The organism is Prevotella sp. SGI.167, from assembly GCF_050313615.1.
Classification (GTDB): Bacteria; Bacteroidota; Bacteroidia; order Bacteroidales; family Bacteroidaceae; genus Prevotella.
The window spans coordinates 1-22,711 of sequence record NZ_JBNPLT010000017.1 but is presented as its reverse complement, the minus strand read 5'-3'; the positions used below and the strand labels follow the sequence as shown (position 1 = coordinate 22,711).

The 22,711-nt window shown below is 44.2% G+C and carries 21 protein-coding genes; 9 read left to right on the top strand and 12 right to left on the bottom strand.

What is annotated here, in order from left to right:
• Positions 1 to 349: 349 nt before the first annotated feature.
• Positions 350 to 769 carry a DUF6078 family protein gene (locus ACQRBJ_RS10005; RefSeq protein ID WP_294969015.1) on the top strand — a complete coding sequence of 140 codons (420 nt, stop codon included), beginning with the start codon at positions 350 to 352 and terminating at the stop codon, positions 767 to 769.
• Between the two features lie 156 nt (positions 770 to 925).
• Complete coding sequence (locus tag ACQRBJ_RS10000; protein ID WP_445303525.1) at positions 926 to 2,095, top strand: ATP-binding protein; 1,170 nt, start codon at positions 926 to 928, stop codon at positions 2,093 to 2,095.
• Positions 2,096 to 2,198: 103 nt separating this feature from the next.
• Here ACQRBJ_RS10000 and ACQRBJ_RS09995 read toward each other — a convergent pair whose 3' ends face one another.
• Positions 2,199 to 3,167, bottom strand: a complete 969-nt coding sequence (locus ACQRBJ_RS09995) for an aldo/keto reductase (protein ID WP_445303524.1) — start codon at positions 3,165 to 3,167, stop codon at positions 2,199 to 2,201.
• Positions 3,168 to 3,359: 192 nt separating this feature from the next.
• Here ACQRBJ_RS09995 and ACQRBJ_RS09990 point away from each other — a divergent pair, with 192 nt between their 5' ends.
• A complete protein-coding gene (locus ACQRBJ_RS09990) occupies positions 3,360 to 4,445 on the top strand; it encodes a TIGR04133 family radical SAM/SPASM protein (protein WP_445303523.1) in 1,086 nt (361 codons plus the stop codon).
• On the opposite strand, the gene ACQRBJ_RS09985 is transcribed toward ACQRBJ_RS09990, so the two are convergent.
• From ACQRBJ_RS09985 to ACQRBJ_RS09935, 11 genes are all read right to left on the bottom strand, one after another.
• Positions 4,428 to 5,741: an ATP-binding protein gene (locus ACQRBJ_RS09985; RefSeq protein ID WP_445303522.1), complete on the bottom strand. Its 1,314-nt coding sequence runs from the start codon at positions 5,739 to 5,741 to the stop codon at positions 4,428 to 4,430. The two genes, ACQRBJ_RS09990 and ACQRBJ_RS09985, sit on opposite strands and share 18 nt — an antisense overlap.
• A gap of 223 nt (positions 5,742 to 5,964) precedes the next feature.
• Positions 5,965 to 6,921 (bottom strand): sensor histidine kinase, encoded by a 957-nt coding sequence (locus ACQRBJ_RS09980; RefSeq protein ID WP_445303521.1) that lies wholly within the window; start codon positions 6,919 to 6,921, stop codon positions 5,965 to 5,967.
• On the bottom strand, positions 6,911 to 7,702 hold the full coding sequence (locus ACQRBJ_RS09975) for a hypothetical protein (RefSeq protein WP_445303520.1): 792 nt from the start codon (positions 7,700 to 7,702) through the stop codon (positions 6,911 to 6,913). The genes ACQRBJ_RS09980 and ACQRBJ_RS09975 overlap by 11 nt, the downstream gene beginning before the upstream one ends.
• 72 nt (positions 7,703 to 7,774) lie before the next feature.
• Positions 7,775 to 8,482 (bottom strand): response regulator transcription factor, encoded by a 708-nt coding sequence (locus tag ACQRBJ_RS09970; protein ID WP_445303519.1) that lies wholly within the window; start codon positions 8,480 to 8,482, stop codon positions 7,775 to 7,777.
• 295 nt (positions 8,483 to 8,777) lie between these two features.
• Complete coding sequence (locus ACQRBJ_RS09965) at positions 8,778 to 9,128, bottom strand: hypothetical protein (RefSeq protein WP_294968985.1); 351 nt, start codon at positions 9,126 to 9,128, stop codon at positions 8,778 to 8,780.
• Positions 9,129 to 9,577: 449 nt separating this feature from the next.
• Positions 9,578 to 11,449 carry a 4-hydroxy-3-methylbut-2-en-1-yl diphosphate synthase gene (locus ACQRBJ_RS09960; protein WP_445303518.1) on the bottom strand — a complete coding sequence of 624 codons (1,872 nt, stop codon included), beginning with the start codon at positions 11,447 to 11,449 and terminating at the stop codon, positions 9,578 to 9,580.
• Between the two features lie 45 nt (positions 11,450 to 11,494).
• The gene (gene purE / locus ACQRBJ_RS09955) at positions 11,495 to 12,001 is read right to left on the bottom strand and encodes a 5-(carboxyamino)imidazole ribonucleotide mutase (protein WP_006848250.1); all 507 of its coding nucleotides are present in this window, start codon (positions 11,999 to 12,001) and stop codon (positions 11,495 to 11,497) included.
• A gap of 64 nt (positions 12,002 to 12,065) precedes the next feature.
• The gene (locus tag ACQRBJ_RS09950; RefSeq protein WP_294968979.1) at positions 12,066 to 12,674 is read right to left on the bottom strand and encodes a phosphatase PAP2 family protein; all 609 of its coding nucleotides are present in this window, start codon (positions 12,672 to 12,674) and stop codon (positions 12,066 to 12,068) included.
• Positions 12,675 to 12,709: 35 nt separating this feature from the next.
• Positions 12,710 to 14,242, bottom strand: coding sequence for an RNA polymerase factor sigma-54 (gene rpoN, locus ACQRBJ_RS09945; RefSeq protein ID WP_445303517.1), 1,533 nt, complete (start codon positions 14,240 to 14,242; stop codon positions 12,710 to 12,712).
• A 41-nt stretch (positions 14,243 to 14,283) separates the two neighbouring features.
• Positions 14,284 to 14,934 carry a hypothetical protein gene (locus ACQRBJ_RS09940; protein WP_441933750.1) on the bottom strand — a complete coding sequence of 217 codons (651 nt, stop codon included), beginning with the start codon at positions 14,932 to 14,934 and terminating at the stop codon, positions 14,284 to 14,286.
• A 670-nt stretch (positions 14,935 to 15,604) separates the two neighbouring features.
• The gene (locus ACQRBJ_RS09935) at positions 15,605 to 16,675 is read right to left on the bottom strand and encodes a C1 family peptidase (protein ID WP_295348301.1); all 1,071 of its coding nucleotides are present in this window, start codon (positions 16,673 to 16,675) and stop codon (positions 15,605 to 15,607) included.
• 231 nt (positions 16,676 to 16,906) lie between these two features.
• Between ACQRBJ_RS09935 and ACQRBJ_RS09930 the strand changes: the two genes are divergently transcribed.
• The 6 genes from ACQRBJ_RS09930 to ACQRBJ_RS09905 all read left to right on the top strand — a co-directional run bounded on the left by ACQRBJ_RS09930 (position 16,907) and on the right by ACQRBJ_RS09905 (position 22,482).
• Entirely contained in the window at positions 16,907 to 18,172 is a 1,266-nt protein-coding gene (locus tag ACQRBJ_RS09930; protein ID WP_153124807.1) for a peptidase U32 family protein, read from the top strand.
• The gene (locus ACQRBJ_RS09925) at positions 18,172 to 18,609 is read left to right on the top strand and encodes a SufE family protein (protein ID WP_153124805.1); all 438 of its coding nucleotides are present in this window, start codon (positions 18,172 to 18,174) and stop codon (positions 18,607 to 18,609) included. The genes ACQRBJ_RS09930 and ACQRBJ_RS09925 overlap by 1 nt, the downstream gene beginning before the upstream one ends.
• Positions 18,602 to 19,144, top strand: a complete 543-nt coding sequence (locus ACQRBJ_RS09920) for an RNA methyltransferase (protein WP_217760034.1) — start codon at positions 18,602 to 18,604, stop codon at positions 19,142 to 19,144. Before ACQRBJ_RS09925 ends, ACQRBJ_RS09920 begins: the two co-directional genes overlap by 8 nt.
• A gap of 328 nt (positions 19,145 to 19,472) precedes the next feature.
• Positions 19,473 to 21,227 (top strand): hypothetical protein, encoded by a 1,755-nt coding sequence (locus tag ACQRBJ_RS09915; protein ID WP_445303516.1) that lies wholly within the window; start codon positions 19,473 to 19,475, stop codon positions 21,225 to 21,227.
• Positions 21,228 to 21,401: 174 nt separating this feature from the next.
• Complete coding sequence (locus ACQRBJ_RS09910; RefSeq protein WP_294970643.1) at positions 21,402 to 21,635, top strand: hypothetical protein; 234 nt, start codon at positions 21,402 to 21,404, stop codon at positions 21,633 to 21,635.
• Positions 21,636 to 21,645: 10 nt separating this feature from the next.
• Positions 21,646 to 22,482, top strand: a complete 837-nt coding sequence (locus ACQRBJ_RS09905; RefSeq protein WP_445303515.1) for a GLPGLI family protein — start codon at positions 21,646 to 21,648, stop codon at positions 22,480 to 22,482.
• Positions 22,483 to 22,711: the final 229 nt, after the last annotated feature.

Here is a 22,711-nt window from a genome sequence, read left to right as displayed (position 1 = left end):
TTATCGGGATTTCAGGCGAGTCTGTGAAGAGTGAAGAGTAAAATCGAGAGTAAGGTTTTTCACGGGCAAAACCACGTTTTCTGCAGTCGGAGAGCATATTCCGAATGGTTGTGGTAGATCTCCCGAAATTTTTCTCCCGACGTATTACTTTGCGCCCGGCAATGGCAAAAAGTTGCCCCAGTAGAGGGCAATATTGTGCCATAGTCAGGCAAAAAGTGGAATGAGGCTCTTTTCAACTCGTCAGGACTATCATGACGACTTCCGGGAGGCTTTCCGGCACCTCGTAAGTACCCTTCCATACCTATTTATATAATAGACTATACAATAACTTTTAAAATATCACGCAAAAATGAACAAATACATTCCTTACAACATTACATGCCCATTGGCATCATGTAGCCGTAGCAACACTTGTGCCCGCTACGCCAACTATCAGAAGGCAAAAGCCGAAGAAGCTTCCTTCATCATTTTGAATACCGATCTTCTCCAGGTAGAGGGAGAAGGCTGTCCTTATCATCTCGTATACGAACATCAGCGCTGGGCAAGAGGTTTCACCCGTCTCTGCGATTCCATCCCATCGGGCAATGCCAGATATCTGAACGTATACACCCCATTCAGCCAGCGCCGTTTCTACAAGGCAAAGAATGGCGAGTTTCTCCTCGACCCTGAGATGCAGGAAGCTCTTCTGGAGGTTTTCAAGAAAAGAGGTGCCGACATCAGTCTGGGGTTCGACAGCTATGAGGACCAGAATGTGCTGGTAGAGAAGTAAGCGCCGATTATCTGCTAGTTTTTGGCAATTATAATGTAATATTAGAAAATTGCACTCTATTCAGTGCAATTTTCGTTAAAAAGTGCACTAAGCCCAGTGCACTTTCGCTATTTATTCGTATATTTGCAGCCAAAGAACAACATAATCGGGCATAAAATGGAACAATTACAAGCAACATTCGACAAATTGCTGAGAGAAACGAGTACTACGTTTCATCGCTATATGTATAATCGCATCAATTGGGATGCTCGTATGATAGGTCTGATGGGACCAAGAGGTGTAGGTAAAACAACTTTGGTGCTTCAACACATCAAAGAACAACTACCAAGAAAAGACTCACTCTATGTACAGGCAGAAGATTTTTATTTTGCCAGTCATAGGCTCACCGAACTGGCAGATTCATTTGCAAAGATGGGCGGAAAGTATCTTTTCATTGATGAAATTCATAAATACAAGGATTGGGCAAGAGAGTTGAAATTAATATACGACTACCATTCCGAACTTCATGTAATGTTTACCGGATCATCTGTTCTCGACATAGCTAAGGGAGCATTTGACCTGAGTCGTCGTGCACTTATGTACGAGATGCAAGGTCTATCATACCGGGAATATCTGGAACTCTTTCATGGAATCCACTTTCCGGTATGTACTTTAGAACAGCTCATGCAGCAGGAAGTCAATATACCGACTGGCTTCTTGCCATTAGAACACTTCGCAGACTATCTGCAACGAGGATATTATCCTTTTTCTGATGGCGACATCAGAATGTATATTCAGCAAGTGGTCAATGCAACGATAGAAACCGATATTCCGCAATATGCTGACCTTACGGTTTCAACAGCAAGAAAACTCAAAAGGCTACTTGCCATCATTGCTCAGAGTGCACCATTCAAGCCTAATATGAGTCAGATAGGAGGGCAGTTGGAAGTTTCTAGAAACAATGTTGCCGACCTTTGCGCCTACTTGGAGAAAGCCGGACTTATTGGGCAGCTCCGCACTTCAACTGGTGGTATTCAAGGACTAGGAAAGGTAGATAAGATTTATCTGGATAATCCAACGCTCATCTATACTCTTGCAGGAAAGAGTGTTGAGATAGGAACTGTGAGAGAAACTTTCTTTTTCAATCAGACACGCTCATTCATGCCAGTAACAGTATCACCTATATCTGATTTCCTGATAGACGGGAAATATACATTCGAGGTTGGAGGAAAAAAGAAAAAGCAAAATAAGCTGCAGAACATAGAAAATGGATATGTAGTAAAGGACGATATTGAGACTGGTTATGGAAACATTATTCCGTTATGGATGTTTGGCATGCTCTATTAAAATACCACGATTTGGCAAAATAGTGAGCTGTTATTCTGCCAAATCTATGTAAAAATACTACGATTTGGCAAAATAACAGAGAAATGATTTGGTTAATCCAATATTAAAAAGCCTTGGCATGAACACACTTCATGTTCTTTTCCAGCTGGGCTGTTGAACTGGCACCTACCAATACGCTGGTAACGCCTTTCTGCTGCAATATCCAGGCTAGCGCCATCTCGGCAAGGGTCTCGCCTCGTTCCCCAGCTTCCTGATTCCATTGCTTCAGCTGCTCCAGCAACTCCGGTGTCAGGGCGCTGTGCTTCAGGAAATGCTCCTTTGCCATACGGCTATCCGATGGGATGCCGTTGAGATAGCGGTCGGTGAGGAGACCTTGTGCCAGAGGCGAGAACGAGATGAATCCGATACCGTTCTCGTGACAGTAGTCGAGGGTTCCGTTCTCCTGTGGCGCACGGTCGAGCATGTTGAGTCGGTCCTGGAAGATGAGCAGCGGACAGTCGCGCTCCTTGAGATATTTATCGGCAAACTTCAGGGCTTCCAGTGGCCATCGGCTAATGCCGAGATAGAGTGCCTTGCCCTGCTTCACGATGTCTACCATAGCCTGGAGGGTTTCCTCGAGTGGGGTATTCGGGTCGTAGCGATGACTGTAGAAGAGGTCTACATAGTCCAGATTCATGCGCTTGAGACTCTGGTCGAGGCTCGCCATCAGATACTTGCGAGAGCCCCAGTTGCCGTAAGGACCTTCCCACATATCGTATCCCGCCTTGGTAGAGATGAAGAGTTCGTCGCGATAAGACTGGAAATCATCCTTCATCAGTCTGCCCATGGTTTCCTCGGCACTTCCGTATGGAGGACCATAGTTGTTGGCAAGGTCGAAGTGGGTGATTCCGTGGTCGAAGGCATAATGGGTGATGGCACGGCTTCTTGCGTAAGGATCCACTCCTCCGAAGTTGTGCCAGAATCCCAGACTAACCTTAGGCAGCAAGACTCCGCTCTTACCGCATCTCTTGTAAAGTGCCTCTGCATCGCCATAGCGATTGGCATCGGCTGTGTAGATTCCTTTTAAGTCCATAATTCCTATTTATTTTATGTTTGAATATCTTGTTCAGCAGCAAAGGTATTGCTTTTTTTTAGAAATGGATGGAAAGTGGCTCTTAAAAATGTGTAAAACGGCAAAAAACTCTCTGGGCTTTGCCTGCTCATGGGAAGCCTTCAGCTTCTGTGTTTTCACTAATTCCCTCTAGATTAAATAAGATAATTCAGTATGACGAAGATAGAACCCTTATCCTTGCGCCGAAGACTCGCTTTGGAGATTTGGCGCAAGGGGTATCAGCATATAGTAGAGGAGCATCCGCTGCGCCAGCTTTTCTGGGAATGTACCCTGCGCTGCAACCTGCATTGCCGCCATTGCGGAAGCGATTGCAAGGTAAAAGCAGGAATAACCGATATGCCCCTTCAGGATTTCCTGCGGGTGCTAGATAACATCAGCCAACATACGGATCCTCATCAGGTATTCGTCATCGTAACGGGGGGAGAACCCTTGATGCGTGAGGACATCACCCAATGTGGAGCTGCCATTTACAAGAAGGGCTTTCCATGGGGAATGGTAACCAACGCACTCTATCTTACTTCTCAGAAATTCAATGACTTACTGAATGCAGGACTCCATACCATGACCATCAGCATGGATGGATTGGGCGATGAGCACAACTGGATGCGGGGCAACAAGCATAGTTTCGAGATGGTTTCGCAAGCTATCGACCTTCTGGTTTCGCATCCCGAAATCAAGTTTGGTATCCTTACCTGCGTCAATCGCCGCAATTATCCCCATCTTGACGCCATCAGGCAGTTTCTGATAGATAAAGGGGTGAAAAACTGGCGAGTTGTTGCCGTATTTCCTGTAGGCAGAGCTGCTTCAGATCCTGATATGCATCTAGCTGCGGAAGAATACAAAGGCATCCTGGAGTTTATCAAGCAGACCCGAAAAGAGGGTAGGATAGCGTGCAGCTATGGTTGCGAGGGATTCATGGGCAACTTCGAAGGCGATATCCGCAATACTTTCTATGGTTGTCATGCAGGCGTAACCGTTGGTTCGGTCTTGGTAGATGGCTCCATTTCAGCCTGTGCCAGCATCCGTTCCAACTATCATCAGGGCAATATCTACCAGGATGATTTCATGGATATCTGGCAGCACCGTTTCCTTCCTTACCGTAACCGTGAATGGATGCGGAAGGGTGAGTGTGCCGAGTGCAGATACTTCAGATACTGCCAGGGCAGTGGTATGCATCTTCGTGATGATGAGGGCAATCTCATCATGTGCCCGCTTCATAGATTACATGTCTTGCAGTGAAAGTCCTATCGTCTCAAACTCATATTCTCCAAAGTCCTTTTTGGGCAATATGGCTATCTTCTCTTGTAGCTTACTCATACTGAGCTTATGAACATTGCGTTTGATTTCTGCAATCAAGCCGGTATGGGTGAACTCGTTGATGGCGATGAGATCTATTTCGTTCTCTCCTTTTCGGTCCCACCAGTTTCCTATTTGCGTAAATTGCTCTGTTTCCATGAATTTATCCAGGAAATAACGTTCCAGGGTTCTGCCTGTGAAGCCTTCGTAATTGTTTTCGATGTTGCTGCGCAGGAGAGAGAACAGATTGCGCTCTATCAGCGACTGATATGGATAGATGAACCGGAACCAGAAGCGCAGGAAGTTATCATGGATTTCGTATGCCGTAACTTTTCCGTTTTTCTTAGCCAGTAGTGGCTTCATCCGGTTGATGAGTTCATATCTGCTTTCCAGATTCTGGAGATATGTGCCCATGTCTTTATGTAATACGCTATCTATCTCGCTACGCTTGGTCTTGCCGTTGGCGATGACTTGCAAGATGGAGAAATAGGTGGTGAAATCTCCACTGAATTCCTGGTTCAGAAGATCCTTACCCTCGGTAAGGAAGTAGGAATCCTGTCGGCAGACATAGTCGAGCATCTTTTTTCTGGTGTAGCATTTGGCATCTATGAGCAATTCTATATACTTTGCCACGCCACCGGTAATGGCATATAGACAGAGTAAATCCTCTGGCAGATAGTTTGGGTTTACATCTTGCAGAATCTGCTTCATCACCTCAATGGTGAAAGGACGGAGGGTAAACTTGGATGTAGGACGCCCGTAGAGCGGTTCCGATTCATCCTCGAAGATTCGCTTCATTAAAGTCTGGATACTGCCCGATACAATGAAATTGATTTTTGCCTCTCGCTTATATCGGTCCCAGATATTCTGTATATCTCCAAAGATAGATGGATTAATCTTATAGAGTGTCTGAAATTCATCCATCACGATGGTGAGGTGTCGCTTTTGGGCTTCCTTCATGATCACTTCGAACAGGTCCTTGAACTTGGAAACCTCACCATAGATGGTAAGTCCTATCTGCTGCTCCAGGTCTCTTTGGAAATTTTGGCACAATAGAGCCTCCGAGTCTTTGGAGACAAAGAGGTAGGCATACTCCTTTTTCTCTAAAAACTTTGTGATGAGTGAAGTCTTGCCTATTCTTCTGCGCCCCATCAGAACTGTAAACACAGCACTCTCAAACGACTGCTGCTCATTGGCTTGCAAGATTGCAAGTTCTTTATCTCTATCGTAAAACTTCATAATGTAAATCCTCGTTTATATAAATGGCGGTTTATATTTGTGCTGCAAATATACGAAATAGTTTTGTAACAGAGAAGAGTTTTCTCATAAAGTTTCTTTTTTTAATGTTATTTTCATTATTTCCCCCAAAAACTTGCGGATTTCAAATATGTATCTTTGTTTCGGACATTATGAAATCTTCGTTACGTAAAATTCATAATTCAGTAAATGCTTATGGTACAGATTATTTCGGCAGCGAGATGGTGAACTCCGACCATTTGTCTTTCTCGCTCTTTACGCTTATCTTGCCGCCATGGGCGTTGATTACCTGTAGCACGTAGTTCAGACCGATGCCGAAGCCGCCACGAGTCTTGCGGGCATCCTTTTCGTGCTCTGCGGCGCGCTCAAAGCGGTTGAAGATGGTCTTCAGCTCGCTTTTGGCTATGCCGATACCCTCATCAAAAACCTTGATATAAACGTTTCTGTCATCCTCCAGGGTGGAAATCTCAATGTTGATTTCCTCCTTCGAGTACTTGGTGGCGTTATCCACCAGATTGCTGATCGCTTCCTTCAGATATTCCTCGTCGGCTAGGGCAGAGGTGGCTCCAAACTGGGTGATGATATGGATCGGTTTCGTTGATTTCGCCTTGTATTTATCCACCACATCCTCTATCATCGTTTCCAAATCTACTTCCGCTTTCTGAATATGCAGCTTGCCGTGTTCCAGTTTCGAGATGGTGAGCAGGCGGTTGATGAGGGCAAGCAGATGCTGCGCCTCGTCTTCTACGATGCAGAAATATTTCTCTTTCATTTCCGGCTTCTTCTCCAGTACGCCGCTGTGCAGATACTTGGTTCCCATGATGATGGAGGTGAGTGGCGACTTCATGTCGTGAACCATTGCATAGGAGAAGTCCTCGCGCAGCAGTCGCACCCTTTCCTGCTCATCGATGTAGTTGATCTGGTCGATGAGGCTCAGGATGATCACCACCGTGGTAAGGAGTGAGGTGAAAACCGTGAACTTGCTTTCGTAGAAGGCAGCGAGCAAAGCCTGTGCCCTGACATCCGGTGCCAGGTTCCAGGGCGTTTCAAATCCCATCTGGTGAACGGTCATCTCGAAAGAGTTCCACATCCAGAACAGCTGCATGCAGAGCACGGCAATCAGAGCCGTGGTGCTGAGTGCCTTGGCTCTATTAGTCTTCATCTTTCACAAGCATTTCAGGCAGTTTCCTGCTCAGGGCAGCGAATCCACCTATAGTTAAGGCTGTGCCGGCTATCAGGAGCAATATGCCGAGCACTTTCGATTCAAACTGGAAGGGAACCAGATTGGATACGAAATAGAGCACGATGAGAATGATGGTGCTGCGCGTCTTGCTGTATATCCAGCAGCAATAGCAGAGGGAGATAAAACCGAGCACGGTCAAATCTACATTGATGTCACCACTAGATGTTACCGACATCATGCTGGCTGGCAGCATCATGATCGAGAGGGTGAGAAGCTGCACCCAACTCTTCTTGCCGCAGCGGATCAGTTCCTCCTGAATGGCGCCGAAGAAGATGTAGGCAGATATAAACGATCCGTTGATATTAAAAGGCAGGAAGCCGAGATAGCTAATATCCATCATCTGCTTGGGAAGGAAGTCGAGATGGAAGAGGTTCATGATGGAATAGAAGACCATGGTGAAGCCCAGAATCGGCATGATGCAAATGGTCATCGCCTTCCATTTGGCGGCAGGAATCACCTTTCCAAGCGAGAACCTGGAGAATTTGTAATGTCCGAAGGTGAACCATACGATGAGTATGCCCAGAAATCCGATGACTATTATAAACGGATAGATTGATTCCTTCAGGGCTCCTATCTGCTGGCTGTGGGAGCCCGAATGCATGTTCATTGCCATGTAGAGTCCCACCAGGAATCCTCCCAGGAAGATGGTGATGAGATATTCTGCCAGGAACAGTATGTAGTATAATATCGCTTTCAGCATAATGAATGTCTTTTCTGTTTTTTCTTTCTTCTAATTAATTCTCGCATGATGTTATGAGGGGGTGGGGGATGTTTATTCTGCGATGAGCTTGAATCCCACTCCTCTGATGGTTTTCAGTTCTACGGCAGGCTCGTCTTCCAGTGCCGTGCGGATTTTTTTGATGAATACATCCAGGCTTCTGGAAGCGAAGTAATCCTTGTCTTCCACGCCCCAGAAACGGCTCAGTACGGCTTCCCGGCGCACCACCTCGTTCTTGTTTACCGCCAGCAGTTCGAGGATTTTAGCCTCTCGTGCGGTAAGCATCTTCTCGCTGCCTTCCTGTGTATCTTTCAGGGTGGCGTGGTTGGCATCCAGTGTATATCTTCCCAGCTTGATCTGGCAGCTGGCATTCTCGCTGCGCTTTCCGGCTTTCAGCTGGATGAGGCTATGTATGTGGGCATCAAGCTCTTCGGGAATGAAAGGCTTCTTGATATAGTTGTTGGCTCCGGCGGCATAACCTGCCTTCAAATCCTTGGGTGCGGTGAGGCCGGTGGTAAAAATAATGATGGTATCTCCATCCACCTCTCGGATGTTCTTCACCATTTCGATGCCGTCCATGATAGGCATGTCGATATCCGATACGATGACATCGGGCTGAAAGTCTCTCCACGCCTTCAGTCCTTCCTTGCCGTTAACGGCGGTTTTCACTTCATATCCTCCGATGATATCCTCGAAGCAGCTTTTCTCCATATAGGCGAGGTTTTCATCATCCTCAACCAGGAGTAACTTAGTATCAGCCATAATCGTATTTCGTTTTCAATGTTTCGATTGCAAAGATACATTTTTTATTTGAAACGGCAAAGCAATGAAGGGATGATTAACTTAAAGATAACATAGTGAACTCTGGCAGCAAAGTATGCTTACCTTCCTTTGTCATTCAGGGAGTATGTGGAAGGCATCGGAGGTACGTCCAACTTACGGCAGCTACAGTTAGGGACGAGGCTACTCTGAAGCGAGAGCTAGCCTCGCTTCAGCAGATTAATGGTCAATATCCCAAATATATCCTTACCCTAGATGAAGATCCTGATGCTCTTTATTAACTTGAAAATTTTATATTTCGTATAATTAAAATAGCAACGATAGTAACCATCGCTATAACAAATGGAAGAGCGAAAAGTAAGGCTGGAATGAAATCCCATGCTACGAAGTACCAATACGAATACATTGGAATCATGATAGACATGCCGCCCAAACAAAAACATGTATATGTCTTGACTGGCTCTTTTGCAGGATGAATTTGCAGACCACAATGAGGGCAGGTCGTATAGTAAGACGTGCCGTGCAGAAAGTATTTTTTTACGGTACTGAATGGCACTTGCTCTCCACACTCTGGACATTTTGCATGGCAAAGGTGTTGAAAGAGAGACTTTTTCTTATTCTTTTCCATTTAAAAAATCTTGAAATACAGACAATATACTAACAGAGAAAGTAGCAATAGCAATGCGGCTATTGCGATAATGCTAGCAACTGCAGTGCATGTAGTCGCAGAAATCTGCGCTACCCATCCGTCTATAACTAAAATAGCAACAATCCACCAACACTTGGGGCTTCTGCTACTTAATGGTTTAAAAAAATCACTCATAAGAATCTCTTTTATGTTGGTTATTAAATCTTGTGCAAAGATACAACTTTTTCTGTGATAATAGCGATATTCTTCTCTTATTAACTTAAAGATAACATTTTTTCTTTGCAACAGTTCTTTCTTTTAGTGAAAACAAATTGGTGATTAAACTAAAGAAATCTGTTGTTGCTTTTGTTACAAAATAAAACAAAAAGGTCAAACTCGTGTCTTACCTCACAAGTTTGACCTTTCTGTTTTTTATGATTTTCTCTTTATTATCCTTCCTTATCCGAGTCGATGAGGGCGAGCAGATGCTCTACTGCCACCTCCTGTGGAATGTTCTTTTCTACGCAAACCTGCTTGCGGTAGAGGCTTACACGGTTAGGACCGGCACCTACGTAGCCGTAATCGGCATCCGCCATTTCGCCTGGACCATTCACGATGCAGCCCATGATGCCAATCTTCAAGCCCTTGAGATGCTTGGTTGCCTCTTTGATCTTAGCGATGGTCTCACGAAGGTCGTAGAGGGTTCTGCCGCAACCAGGACAACTGATATACTCGGTCTTGCTGGTGCGCAGACGGGCTGCCTGGAGAATGCCGAAAGCGGTTTCATCTACTGTCAGGGCAGGGATGTCACCATCGTTCATCAGCCAGATTCCATCGGTAAGACCATCAATCATCAGGGCTCCCATATCGGCAGCAGCCTCCAGCTGGAAGTCGCTCTTCTCCTCCTTGCTGTGCTGGTACATCTCGGCGAAAACCACAGGGTTCTTCAAGCCGGCATTCATCATCTCGTGAACCAATGCACGCTGGTCGCCCAGGCGATTCTGATGATTGCTGACGCAGATAACCACCACCTCTGGATGAGCCTTCAGGCAGGCGATGTATTCCTCGGCTGGAGTACCAAACTGCAGGGTGAGGAACTTGACGTCGGCCTTGATGCTGGCGATGAGCGGCATTGCCATGGCTGGGAAGATAGGGTAGAGCTTGGCACCGGTGGTCTCAGGCTTGCTGTTCAGCGTCTCGTAAACATTGTAATCTACGATGTAGCTCTGACCTGGCACAAACTGCTTAGGCATCTTGCCGCCTATATAGATATAATCAGGCGTAGCATCCTTGTTCTCACAAACGGTGCTCTCGCCGTTGATTCGGTTGCTGATAACCACCGGAACGTTGTTGCCGCCGATATTGCCTACTGCCACGGTTTCGCGGCGGGTTGGGCGCAGCCAGTCGAAGCCAGGATAAGCTGCGGCAGGAATCAGCAGATGACCCTGTTTCTTGCCGATGTAATCTACCAGGTGTCGAGCCACCGGAATCTCTGCAGCAGGCTCCTCGCTGAGGCTTACACGAACGGTATCGCCGATACCGTCAGCCAGCAGGGCACCGATGCCTACGGCACTCTTGATTCTTCCATCCTCGCCTTCGCCAGCTTCGGTTACGCCGAGGTGGAGTGGGTAGTTCATGCCTTCCTTCTCCATTTCTTCTACCAGGAGGCGCATGGAGCGGACCATCACAACGGTATTGGATGACTTGATGCTGATAACCACATCGTAGAAATTTTCCTTCTTGCAGATGCGCAGGAATTCGAGGCAGCTCTCTACGATGCCCTCTGGCGTATCGCCATAGCGGTTGCGGATGCGGTCGGAGAGGGAACCGTGGTTCACGCCGATGCGGATGGCTGTATGGTTCTCCTTGCAGATGTTGAGGAAAGGCACGAAGCGTTCCTCAATCTTCTTGAGTTCGTGAGCATACTCTTCATCAGTATATTCCTGCTTGATGAACTTGCGGGCAGGATCCACGTAGTTGCCTGGATTTATGCGTACTTTCTCACAATAGAGAGCAGCCACGTCGGCAACGTTAGGATTGAAGTGAACATCGGCTACGAGCGGAGTCTGATAGCCGTCGGCACGGATGCCGGCATTGATGTTTTTCATATTCTCTGCCTCGCGGGAACCCTGAGTGGTGAAGCGCACCAGCTCGCCACCAGCCTTGATAATCTCCTCAACCTGTTGAACGCAAGCCTCTGTATCATTGGTGTTGGTGGTGGTCATCGACTGGATGCGGATAGGATTATCGCCACCCAGGTCGAGGTCTCCGATATGTGCCACAGAAGAGGCGCGGCGGGTATAATTGAATAAATCTACCATAATGTATAAGAATAGAATATGCCCCAAAGAATGGGGCATATTAGATTAATTACACTTGAAGTCGTATTTCACCTCAGCCAAATCCTTGTTAGCCTTCTCAATCTTGGCACCGAGACCCGCCTTCCAAGCCTCTACCTTCTGAGCCACTTCCTCATCGGCAAGGGCAATCATCTCGGCAGCGAGGATGGCAGCGTTCTGAGCCGCATTCACACCAACAGTAGCCACAGGAATGCCAGGAGGCATCTGAATGATGCTGAGCATGGCATCAAGACCATCGAGCATACCCTTGATAGGCACACCGATAACTGGCAGTGGGGTAGATGCTGCGATGACACCAGGAAGGGCGGCAGCCATACCGGCAGCGGCGATGATTACCTTTACGCCACGCTCCTTAGCTCCCTTGGCGAATGATTCTACTGCATCTGGAGTGCGATGAGCAGAGAGGGCATTCACCTCGAAAGGAATCTGGTTGTCGTTCAACCACTTACATGCTTTTTCCATAACAGGCAGATCGCTTGTACTGCCCATGATAATGCTTACTAATGGTTTCATTTCTTCTTATTTATTTATAATTATAAACTTTTTTCTTTGCAGAATGTGCTTTCTGATACTGATGCTAGATAATCATAATAGCACAGACGATTCCTATCAGAAATCCCATAACCACCTGAGATAGCGTATGTTGTCGCAGAATCATTCTGGCTGTTCCTACTGCTCCTGCCAGAATCAAGACTAAGCAGAGCCACCACAGCGGGTTGAAGGAAAACGCCATGGAATAGGATACCAATGTGCCTGCCACGCCACCGATGGCTGCAGTATGTGTACTGATTTTCCACCAGACATTGATGATGGCACAAATCATCTGTATTGCCATCGCTACAACCACGATGATGCTGATGACACGTGGCGTATTGCGGTATTCCATCCAGAAGAAACAGCAGAAATAGCACACGATGGAGATGATGTATGGCACGATACGACGCTCCTTCTTGCCTAATTCCTTGGCTGTCCATCCCTGTACTCTGCGATATAGATGTATCAGGAGGGATGGAGTAACAACCGTAAACAGATACACAAAGGCAAGCATCGTCAATTTATAAGCCATGGGCAATAATGCCATGTAGCTGAATATGAACAGCACGGTGAGTCCTACCAGCGGAAGATAGAACGGGGTGAAGATCATACTCATAATCTGAGCTGCCAATATGATATTTTTCTCTTTCATAACTCTAATATTTCATAACTCTAACGTATCTTTCCTTATTTCCTGAGTCGTGCAACCGGGATGCCGAACTGCTCTCTGTATTTGGCAACCGTGCGTCGTGCAATAGGAAAACCTTTCTCTTTGAGCGCCTTGGCAAGGGCTTCATCGCTTAGTGGTTTTTTCTTATCCTCCTTATTGATCAGCTCCTGCAGGGCCAGCTTGATTTTGCGGGTAGCCATCTCCTCTCCGTTTTCCGTTACATAGCTGTCGCCAAAGAAGAATTTGAGTGGGAATATTCCCCATTTGGTCTGTGCATATTTTACGTTGCTGACACGTGATATGGTACTGATGTCCAAACCTGTACGGTCTGCTATGTCTTTGAGAATCATCGGTTTCAGGTCGGCTTCGTCTCCATCCATGAAAAACTGGCGCTGAATGTCAATGATGGCTTTCATCGTGACGATGAGCGTGTGCCGACGTTGCTTGATAGCTTCGATAAATCCCTGAGCCTTGTCTACTTTTTCCTTGGCATAGAGCAGCGCCTCCTTGTCTTGGCGGCTCATTTTTTCCTTGTGCTTTTTGTAGGTGTCTATCATATCAGTAAATGATGGAGACACGGTGAGCTCGGGAACGTTTCCGCGGTTGAGGGTGAACGTGATAGAACCGTCATCATTGGTGTCGATGATAAAGTCGGGAGTGATTTGCTGCATGTTTCTGCCTTCCGTTTCGCCCATTGAAGCACCAGGTTTAGGATTCAGCTTTCTGATTTCCTCCTTCAGGGTTTCTACCTGGGTATCGTTTAATTCGAGTCCCGCCTTGATCTTATCCCAATGTTTCTTGGTGAATTCTTCGAAATAGTCGGTGAAAACTTCTTCCATCGTCTTGTGGAGAACGCCTCTTGGCAATCTCTTGACTTGCAGCAGGAGACATTCCTGAAGGCTTCTGCCACCAACACCTGCAGGGTCGAAGGTCTGGAGGATGTGGAGCACATGCTCAATCTCCTTCTCCGTTACGTCTATGTTGTGATAGATGGCAAGCTCATCGCAGATGCTGTCTAGGTCTTTGCGTAGCAGACCGTCATCATCGAGCGAACCGATGAGGTATTCCATAATCTCCTTTTCCTTATCAGAGAGTATGTGCATATCCATCTGCTCCTTCAGCTTATCGTAGAAGGAGGTAGTATCGCCATACACCATTTCTTCATAGTCAGCATTGTCCTGATTGCTGTATCTATCTGTATTATAATCAGGCATCTGGTCGTCTCTTCCTATGCTTTCCAAAGCCTGGTCCAGTTCATCTTTTCTTTCTTCTTTTTCCGATTGAGCCTCGTAGGCAGCCTCTTCGTTGCTGTCGTCATTATAGTTTTCTGTATCAGTATCCATCGGAGTCTCTCCATCGTAGCTTTCGTTCAGCATATCGTCTGGATTCTCACTCTCCAATGCAGGATTATCGTCCAGTTCGGCATTTACGCTTTCCTCCAGTTCGGTGAGAGGCATTTCCAAGAGCTTCACCTGCAGTATCTGCTGTGCGGTGAGCTTTTGAAGCTGTTGCAGCTTTTGTGCCTGTGTCTGAATGAGTTTCTGAGCCATTTTTTTTTCTTTTTTGAGTTAAGCTATAATTTGATAGTATATTACTTGTTCTTAAAATATTCTTTCAGTTCATTGGCAAACTGATACAGTTTATCCGGATTTCCATTACCGTATTTTTGCCAAATATCGCTGCATGGTTCCAGGAGTGGGCTTGCGGGTTCTTTCTCTCTGTTGAGATAAGGGTCGCAGAACCGGAATACGCTCATCACCTCTGCAATTATCTCCGGCGTTGTTTTGATAAACTTGGCGAGGTCTATAATCTCAGGGGTTTCTGGTACCATGGTGATGGGGGTAAGCTGGAAATAGAGATCAAGAATAATGATCAGCTTCACCGGAGTGAGTGAAGGTTCTGCTTCTAGCGGTTCCCAATCTTTCTCGAATGATTCTTTCAAAGCCACTCCTTCGAAGAAAGCTTGCGCATTGCCACATCCCCTCATCTTTCTGACGAGAGCTATATCGTGAGCCAGTTTGCGTGGATTATCGGCGTATTTATCCCATAATCGCTTGATGTGCGGAGCAACCATTCTCAGTTTGAACATCTGCTCATGCAGATATTCTGGTTGAATGTGGAGCTCCAGGCTCAAGTCAACCATTCCTTTCGAATAGAGAGGTTTTACGCCCATTGGCTTTTTCTGGTACAACTGTAACAGTAACAGCCAGTAATCTTCGTTCCACAAAGGATGTCTTGCCATATTCTCAATGCCTTTATTAATCTTTTGCAAAATTACGACTTTTCATTGGTAATACAAAATAAAATCGAAGATATTTTCAATAAAAATAAAGTGCGCAACCTCGAGAGTCCTCGAAATTGCGCACCATTAATGCTATATTCCCAATTTTTTCATAACTCAAGGAGGTTTGCTTTCACAAGTCCCCTCCGTTGTGTTGCCCGAAGCAGTCATTTTACTGCTCACAGGCTTCATCTTTTGTTATCCGATACGTTTTTCTTTTTTACCTTAAGTTACGCCTAACCTACTGAAAAACTATCCTGTCGTCCTTGAATAAACAATCTTTTTTCTTTACCTTAAAACTAATAACCTAAAAAAACTAAACAACTAACAATCTTAAACCTAAAAACCTAATAACCTAAACAAATTTTCTTTTGTCGTCCTTGAATAAACAATCTTTTTTTTACCTTTTAACTAATAACCTATAAACAACTAACAATCTTAACCTAAAAACCTAATAACCTTTTTGTCTTATTGACGATGCAAAGGTACGACGATTTTGCCAACCAGCCAAATCTTTTATGCGGAAAATGCTAAAAAAGCCCCCTTTTTTGATGTAAATCAACTATGTGTGTGCGTACACAAGCGTTATGAAGCAGATATTTGACTTATATCAAGTATTATCGTACCTATCTTAAACTTTATCATAAAGGAAGGCATCTTCACTCATGTAGACGGCTATGGTCTTTAGCTTGATATAGTCTTCCGAGAGGTAGATGAGTCCCTTGTTTCCCCATTTCTTACCCCATGAATTGCGGCAGACGTAATAGCGCTGCTTGCCTTCAACGAAAGAACCTATGATTTCCATCACGTGATCATCGGTAGTGCGGAGTTGTTCAAACTCCTTCTGACGTGACAATTGTGTTACAGGTCGCTCCGCTGGTCGAACATCTACATAGTTCTTCTTTGGTGTTTGGAAACCTGGTTCGCTGATGTCGCCTTCCCAGCAGACAGGGTGACCCTTTTCTACTGCTTTTTGGATGTGGAGCATCATCTCGTCAAGAGGGAGGTTGAGAAAGGCATCGTGCATTCTGTTGTCTGGAACCTCAAGTGCGAAGTATTCCCTGAAAGGATGATGGGAGAAACTGGTGAGCGATACGTATTCTTCCGGATAGCATACGCTGTGGGCAAACTCCTGTGGGGTGTATTCGGCACCTAGCATGTGGACAGCCTTGGCGGGCATGTATCCTATTTCTGCATCAAAGAGATTGTTTAAATCTTCCTTGAGTTTGTCGATACCCGTCTTTTGGGAGATGGCACTGTCGCATAGCTTCTGTACCTTTCGGCAGAGCACCTTATAGTTTACATGCTTGGGATCTTCGTAACTGTCGTATGGTTGGGCTCCATACTTATCTATATAATGTATAAGCATGGAAGCGGTGCCACGAAGGCTGATATCTTTCTTTCCCTGAGCAAAGTAATATTCCAGTGCCTGTTCCTGAAGCATCATGCGTGCCACGTAGGCAACGGACAGATTAACAGAGTCGCCCTTCATGATGTGCTCGCTTTCGATGGTTGCAAGCATGCCATACGCCCAGCAGAGTTCGCTTTCACCCTGATCTTTGATAGGGGTTGTATGGATCAGCTTGACTGATGCGGGCAGGTTGTCTATTTGATACTCTGACTGTTGATGATCAGAATCTCTCTTGTAGTTACAACTTGCAATCAGTACTATTGCTAAAAATGCTATAATAATTTTCTTCATACCTCTTTATATATAATATAGGTGTATAATCTTCTATGTTGATCTACTTATTTGTTATAAGTAATCTGGGCAGCAAAGATACAATTATTATTTGATTTAGAGTAAGCTAGAACTTGATTTCTTGCGTTAAGATTTCATAATGCCACCTATAATATAAAATAAATCTTGAATAATTTTGTATTGTCTTTATTTTGGCGTAACTTTGCACCCACAAATAGAAAAATTGCATTCATGAATACAAAGATAAACGAATTTGAAGTAATGGCGCCAGTAGGATCTCGCGAATCCCTTGCTGCTGCCATTCAAGCTGGAGCCGACTCTGTTTATTTCGGAATCGGTAAGTTGAACATGCGTTCTCACTCTGCCAATCATTTTACTATTGACGATTTGCGTGAGATTGCTGCTACCTGCAATGAGCATGGCATCAAGACTTATCTTACCGTTAATACGGTAATCTATGATGACGACATTGAGACGATGAAAGAAATCATTGATGCTGCCAAGGAGGCTGGCATTTCTGCAGTAATCGCCAGTGACGTGGCTGTGATGAGCTATTGTAATGAGGTAGGTGAGGAAGTTCATTTATCCACACAGTTAAACATCTCTAATACAGAGGCTTTGAAGTTTTATGCACGTTTCGCAGATGTATCTGTATTGGCACGTGAATTAAACATGGATCAGGTGAAGCACATCCATGAGCAGATTGAGAAGCAGAATATCTGCGGTCCGATGGGCAAGCAGATTCGTATCGAAATGTTCTGTCATGGTGCTTTGTGCATGGCGGTTTCCGGTAAGTGCTACATGAGTCTTGCCAATGCCAATCGTTCTGCCAACCGTGGTGAGTGTGTGCAAATCTGCCGTCGCAGTTATACCGTTACTGATAATGAGACCGGTAACCAGTTGGAAATCGACAACAAGTATGTGATGAGTCCTAAGGACCTGAAGACCATCCGCTTCATCGACCGCATGATGGATGCTGGTGTTCGCGTCTTCAAGATTGAGGGTCGTGCCCGTGGTCCTGAATATGTATATACTGTAGTGAAATGCTATAAGGAAGCGATAGCTGCAGTTCTTGACGGCACCTTTACAGAAGAGAAGAAGGATGCCTGGGACGAAAAACTTGCCACCGTATTCAACCGTGGTTTCTGGGATGGTTATTATCAGGGTCAGACTCTCGGTGAGTGGAATAAGCATTATGGTTCTGTGGCTACAGAGAAGAAGGTGCTTGTGGGTAAGGTGATGAAATATTTCTCTAAGTTGGGCGTGGCAGAGGTTGCCGTAGAGGCTTCAACCTTTGATAAGGGTGAGAAGCTTCTCATTACGGGTAATACTACCGGCGTGATGTATCTCAATGCCGATGAAATCCGTTACGACCTGAAGCCAGTGGAAACAGCGCAGCAGGGTTGGAGAGTTTCCGTTCCTGTGCCAGGCAAGGTTCGCCCTAACGATAAGCTCTATAAGTTGATTACAGTAAACGAAATTAAAGAAATAAAATAATGGCAACAATTAATGATTTGCAGGATGAAGTAGTTGAGGAGTTCCAGGATTTTACCGACTGGATGGACAAGTATCAGATGCTCATTGATTTGGGCAATGAACTGGCTCCTCTCGAAGAGAAATATAAGAACGAGCAGAACCTTATCGACGGTTGTCAGAGTCGTGTTTGGTTGCAGTGTGACTATGTAGATGGTAAGCTCGTCTTTACTGCCGATAGTGATGCGCTTATCGTGAAGGGCATCATCGCTCTCCTGATTCGCGTGTTGAGCGGTCATACTCCAACAGAGATTATGGATGCTGATCTCTATTTCGTAGAGAAGATTGGTTTGAAGGATCATTTGAGTCCTACTCGCAGTAATGGTCTTCTGGCGATGATTAAGCAGATACGTATGTACGCCTTGGCTTACAAAACAAAAGAAGCAGAAGGCAATGCGTAAATTAAGAACGATAGAGATGAATCGCCTCACCCTGGAGGAATTCAAGGAAGCTGAAAAACTTCCTTTGGTTGTTGTTCTCGATGATGTGCGATCCTTATATAATGTAGGAAGTGTCTTTCGCTCTTGCGATGCCTTCAGAGTTGAAGCGGTGTATCTTTGTGGTATTACCGCTACTCCTCCTAATGCCGAAATCCATAAGACGGCTCTGGGAGGCGAAGACAGTGTGGATTGGGAATACTTCAAGACTACAGAAGAAGCTGTAGAGAAGTTGAAGCAAAAAGGCTACTTTGTATATAGTATTGAGCAGGTAGAAGGTTCTACCAAGCTTCAGAACTTGCCGGAAGCCCACACTGAAGAAGAGAAGGGTTACGCTGTTATTTTTGGAAATGAAGTAAAAGGCGTAAAGCAGAACATCGTAGATATGAGTGATGGCTGTCTGGAAATTCCTCAGTTTGGTACAAAGCATTCCCTGAATGTCAGCGTTACTGCTGGCATTGTTGTCTGGGAGTTTGCCAAACTCATTATTATCCATTAAAAAAGAGTACACGTTTTTTAAAAAGGTTCTTCCGTTAAAGCTATACGTCTTACATGGTAAGCATCTTCGCATTTAACGGAAGAACCTAGTAAAAGACTTCTATATATACGATAGAAGTTGTTGGAAAAGACAGTAGAAATTGTTGGGAAATATAGTATCTAAGACCGCACATCAGCTGTTGTGCGCTTGCACATCACCTGATGTGCGCTTGCATAACAGCCGTTGTGCGGGCGTCTTTCGGCTGATGTGTGGTTTGTGATAGTTATTTTATAGAGACATTATTTTGTAGTTTCTTTATTTTTTCGTACTTTTGCAAAAAAAGAGAGGAATGAAAGAAAAGGTCATATTTTTATTGTTAATCATCATGCTTCTTTCATCTTGTGCAGGAAACAGGAAGTATGATGATCTGATGCAACGGGCAGATAGCATCATGAATGTTAATGACGACTCAGCAACGGTTGCCATCCGGATGCTTGATGGGGTAAAGTCCAAACTACCAGAGTTTTCCCAAGCGCAAAAGATGCGCTATGAGTTGTTGCGTCATAAGGCGATGAACAAGGCTTGCATCACGTTCACATCTGATAGCGTGATGAAGGAAGTGGTGGATTATTATGACCATCATGGTTCGGCTAACGAGCGGATGCTTGCCAACTATGTCTTGGGCTGCGTGTACCGGGATATGCATGAGGCACCAATGGCATTGGAGTATTATAATAAAGCGACGGAGCAAGCCGATACCACTGCCGCAGATTGTGACTATGGCACGCTTTATAGAGTATACAGCCAGATGGGTTTTCTCTTTAGTAAGCAATATTTACCTTATCAATTGTTAGATGCTTTTGGTAAGGCGGAGAAGTATGCCTATTTGGCAAAGGATACATTCAATGCCATTGTGAATTACCAAAACCGAGGCAGTGCATATTACTATTTAGGAAATACAGATTCTGTTATTGCAATAAACTTACATGCTGCAAGTCTGTTTAAGCAAATAGGAGATGACTATAATGCTATGATAGCCTTAGGCTGCAATTTTGGCTATTATTTAGAAAAGCAAGACACAATTAAAGCGAAAAAGGCTTTTGAAGCATACTTTTCTACAGGGTATGAGGGGAATTTGGAATATGAAGATTCTAAGGCTTATGTATTATGCCTAAAAGGGAGTTATTATCTGTTTGTAAATAAGTTAGACTCAGCTTATGCCAATCTATCCCTAAGCTTAAAGTTGTGTAAATCATATAGCGTCAAAGCTACTACAACAAAAGCTTTGGCTCAGTATTATGCAAAGGTTAATCAACCGGCAATGGCTATGAAGTATGCCTTGCAAAGTTCTGAGTATAATGACTCTGACTTGATAGGAGCCAGAAAAACTCAGTTACAGCAAGTTAAAGCCATGTACGATTATGGCAGAAATCAAGAAATAGCAAGAAGGGCGGAGCTGAAAGCAAAGCGAAGCAGACAAATGAACTATATGATAGTTTTTGCTTGTGTCGTATTGTTCTTGTTCCTTTCTTATGTTTATAGAAAGCAGTTAGCTCTCAAGAAAAAGAGAATAGCAGCTTCAAAGCTGGTGTATGAGGACTGCTTGCTTAAACTTAAAAGGTTACAGGAAGAAAAAGCTCAACTTGTAGCAGAAAAAGACAAAAAACTGGCTCAAATTATAACAGAGAAAGAAAATGCAATCAGTAAATTAGTGTCAGAGATACATGATATACAAAACAGATACTCATTATCTTCGATGTCCGATGCTTATTTAGTTTTAAAGAATTCTTCCATTTACAAAAAAATCCAATGTATAGAAGCGCATCCTTTGGAAGAAATGACTGAGGAGGATTGGACGGAATTGGCTGATACGGTAGAGGAACTAATTCCTAACTTTATTCCTATGTTGAAGAACCGAGTCAGCGATAGAGATTATCGAATCTGCTTACTGATCAGACTCGGAATTCCTGCATCCTTAATGGCAAGACTTTTAAATCTATCTGATGCAGCAATCTCAAAAAGCAGGAAAACTATGTTGAAAAAGCTGTGTGGAAAGGTAGGAAAGCCCAAGGAATTTGATGAGTATGTGCTACATATCCCATAATTTTTGGCATGGTAAAATTTAGATAAAATACTCATAACCTTTTCATTTTTAGTGTATTTGGTGAATGGTAAAAAATAGGTAAAAAGTAAATTAATAATGTTCTTGCGTCTTTCCCTACAATTTTGTACTTTTGCAGCGGAAATTAAAACAAACAACAACTAAAAAATTGAGATTATGAAGAAATTGTTTTTAATGTCAGCCTTTGCGCTGATGGGAGTTGTGGCTAATGCTGCTGAGCATGTTGGAACAGTTGTAACTACGTCTTGTGGAAAACAAATCATGACAGTAGCACTTGAGTTTTTCTCTAAATCAGAGGAATTCGTTGACTATATAGAAGATTTGAACGAAACTTATTGCGGAGAAAGAAAAGGTGCTCATGCTGAAGCACGTATAAATAATGTAAAATAGAGGTTTGCTTATGGATAAAATAATTGTATTTTTGTGTTTTTGTGTATTTCCGTTATTGACAAATGCTCAAACTATATCTGGACCTTTGGCAAATGAGCCTGCAAAGCTAGGTACGAAAAAAATAGTTGATTCTAGTATTATAGAATGTATCTACAACTATCGCGTCATCGACCATAGCTTAGGTGATATGAGAGAGTATCATGCTATCTTAGAATTAGGTGATTCAATTTTTAAATATGAAAGTTATGGCTCATATAGATTGGACTCTGCTCTTGTTGGCAAGCAACAAATGACTCTTGGAGAATTTTTTGATTTCTACAATAAGTATAGTCCCGACTTTAAAGAATTCTTGCTAGAAAATGTAAATGCGAATAAATTATCTTATTATGGTCAGGTCTCAATAGATAAATTTATGTATCATGAGGAGGTTCCTCATATAGATTGGGCTTTATCCGATAGTACGAAAGAAATATGTGGCTATTTATGTCATCAAGCAACAGCTACTTTCCGTGGACGTAATTGGATAGCTTGGTATTGTGATATACCTAAAAGTGTAGGACCTTGGAAGCTAAATGGATTGCCAGGGTTAATTCTTGCGGCGGAAACAGAAGATAAAGAGCATACTTTTTCTGCGATTTCTGTTCGCAAATCAAGTTCGCCAATAATTGTCAGAGACACAGAATATTTCAAGACAACTCGTGAGCACTTTAACAAGGCTTTGGCGGATTATAAGTCCAATCCTGCGAAGTCTTGGAAGAATTCTCCTTTGGCTCCTAAAGATATGAATGGCAAAACGATGCCTATTCCGAAGAGAAAACTTTTTTATAATCCTTTGGAAAAGGAATAGCAGCAAGGCAGTTTAATAAAAACAAAAGTTTTAGCATGAGTTTCATCAAGCATATTGGGATGGTTGTCCTTGCATTGCTAATAGCCTTGCCTCTCTCTGCCCAAACCACCCTTTCGGGAATGGTAAGGGACGAGTCGGGCAAAGCTCTTGGCAATGTAATGGTCAGAGCCTACAATCAACATAAGAAGTTGAAGCGTTATACGCAGACGAATAGACAAGGTGAATTCCG

Coding starts and splice junctions, on each gene's coding strand:
- purE (WP_006848250.1), bottom strand. CDS start 12,001: ATGAAACCATTAGTAAGCATTATCATGGGCAGTACAAGCGATCTGCCT.
- ACQRBJ_RS09975 (WP_445303520.1), bottom strand. CDS start 7,702: ATGCTGAAAGCGATATTATACTACATACTGTTCCTGGCAGAATATCTC.
- ACQRBJ_RS09935 (WP_295348301.1), bottom strand. CDS start 16,675: ATGAAGAAAATTATTATAGCATTTTTAGCAATAGTACTGATTGCAAGT.
- ACQRBJ_RS09940 (WP_441933750.1), bottom strand. CDS start 14,934: ATGGCAAGACATCCTTTGTGGAACGAAGATTACTGGCTGTTACTGTTA.
- ACQRBJ_RS09970 (WP_445303519.1), bottom strand. CDS start 8,482: ATGGCTGATACTAAGTTACTCCTGGTTGAGGATGATGAAAACCTCGCC.
- ACQRBJ_RS09965 (WP_294968985.1), bottom strand. CDS start 9,128: ATGGAAAAGAATAAGAAAAAGTCTCTCTTTCAACACCTTTGCCATGCA.
- rpoN (WP_445303517.1), bottom strand. CDS start 14,242: ATGGCTCAGAAACTCATTCAGACACAGGCACAAAAGCTGCAACAGCTT.
- ACQRBJ_RS10005 (WP_294969015.1), top strand. CDS start 350: ATGAACAAATACATTCCTTACAACATTACATGCCCATTGGCATCATGT.
- ACQRBJ_RS09990 (WP_445303523.1), top strand. CDS start 3,360: ATGACGAAGATAGAACCCTTATCCTTGCGCCGAAGACTCGCTTTGGAG.
- ACQRBJ_RS09980 (WP_445303521.1), bottom strand. CDS start 6,921: ATGAAGACTAATAGAGCCAAGGCACTCAGCACCACGGCTCTGATTGCC.
- ACQRBJ_RS09915 (WP_445303516.1), top strand. CDS start 19,473: ATGAAAGAAAAGGTCATATTTTTATTGTTAATCATCATGCTTCTTTCA.
- ACQRBJ_RS09905 (WP_445303515.1), top strand. CDS start 21,646: ATGGATAAAATAATTGTATTTTTGTGTTTTTGTGTATTTCCGTTATTG.
- ACQRBJ_RS09995 (WP_445303524.1), bottom strand. CDS start 3,167: ATGGACTTAAAAGGAATCTACACAGCCGATGCCAATCGCTATGGCGAT.
- ACQRBJ_RS09950 (WP_294968979.1), bottom strand. CDS start 12,674: ATGAAAGAGAAAAATATCATATTGGCAGCTCAGATTATGAGTATGATC.
- ACQRBJ_RS09925 (WP_153124805.1), top strand. CDS start 18,172: ATGGCAACAATTAATGATTTGCAGGATGAAGTAGTTGAGGAGTTCCAG.
- ACQRBJ_RS09985 (WP_445303522.1), bottom strand. CDS start 5,741: ATGAAGTTTTACGATAGAGATAAAGAACTTGCAATCTTGCAAGCCAAT.
- ACQRBJ_RS09930 (WP_153124807.1), top strand. CDS start 16,907: ATGAATACAAAGATAAACGAATTTGAAGTAATGGCGCCAGTAGGATCT.
- ACQRBJ_RS09960 (WP_445303518.1), bottom strand. CDS start 11,449: ATGGTAGATTTATTCAATTATACCCGCCGCGCCTCTTCTGTGGCACAT.
- ACQRBJ_RS09910 (WP_294970643.1), top strand. CDS start 21,402: ATGAAGAAATTGTTTTTAATGTCAGCCTTTGCGCTGATGGGAGTTGTG.
- ACQRBJ_RS09920 (WP_217760034.1), top strand. CDS start 18,602: ATGCGTAAATTAAGAACGATAGAGATGAATCGCCTCACCCTGGAGGAA.
- ACQRBJ_RS10000 (WP_445303525.1), top strand. CDS start 926: ATGGAACAATTACAAGCAACATTCGACAAATTGCTGAGAGAAACGAGT.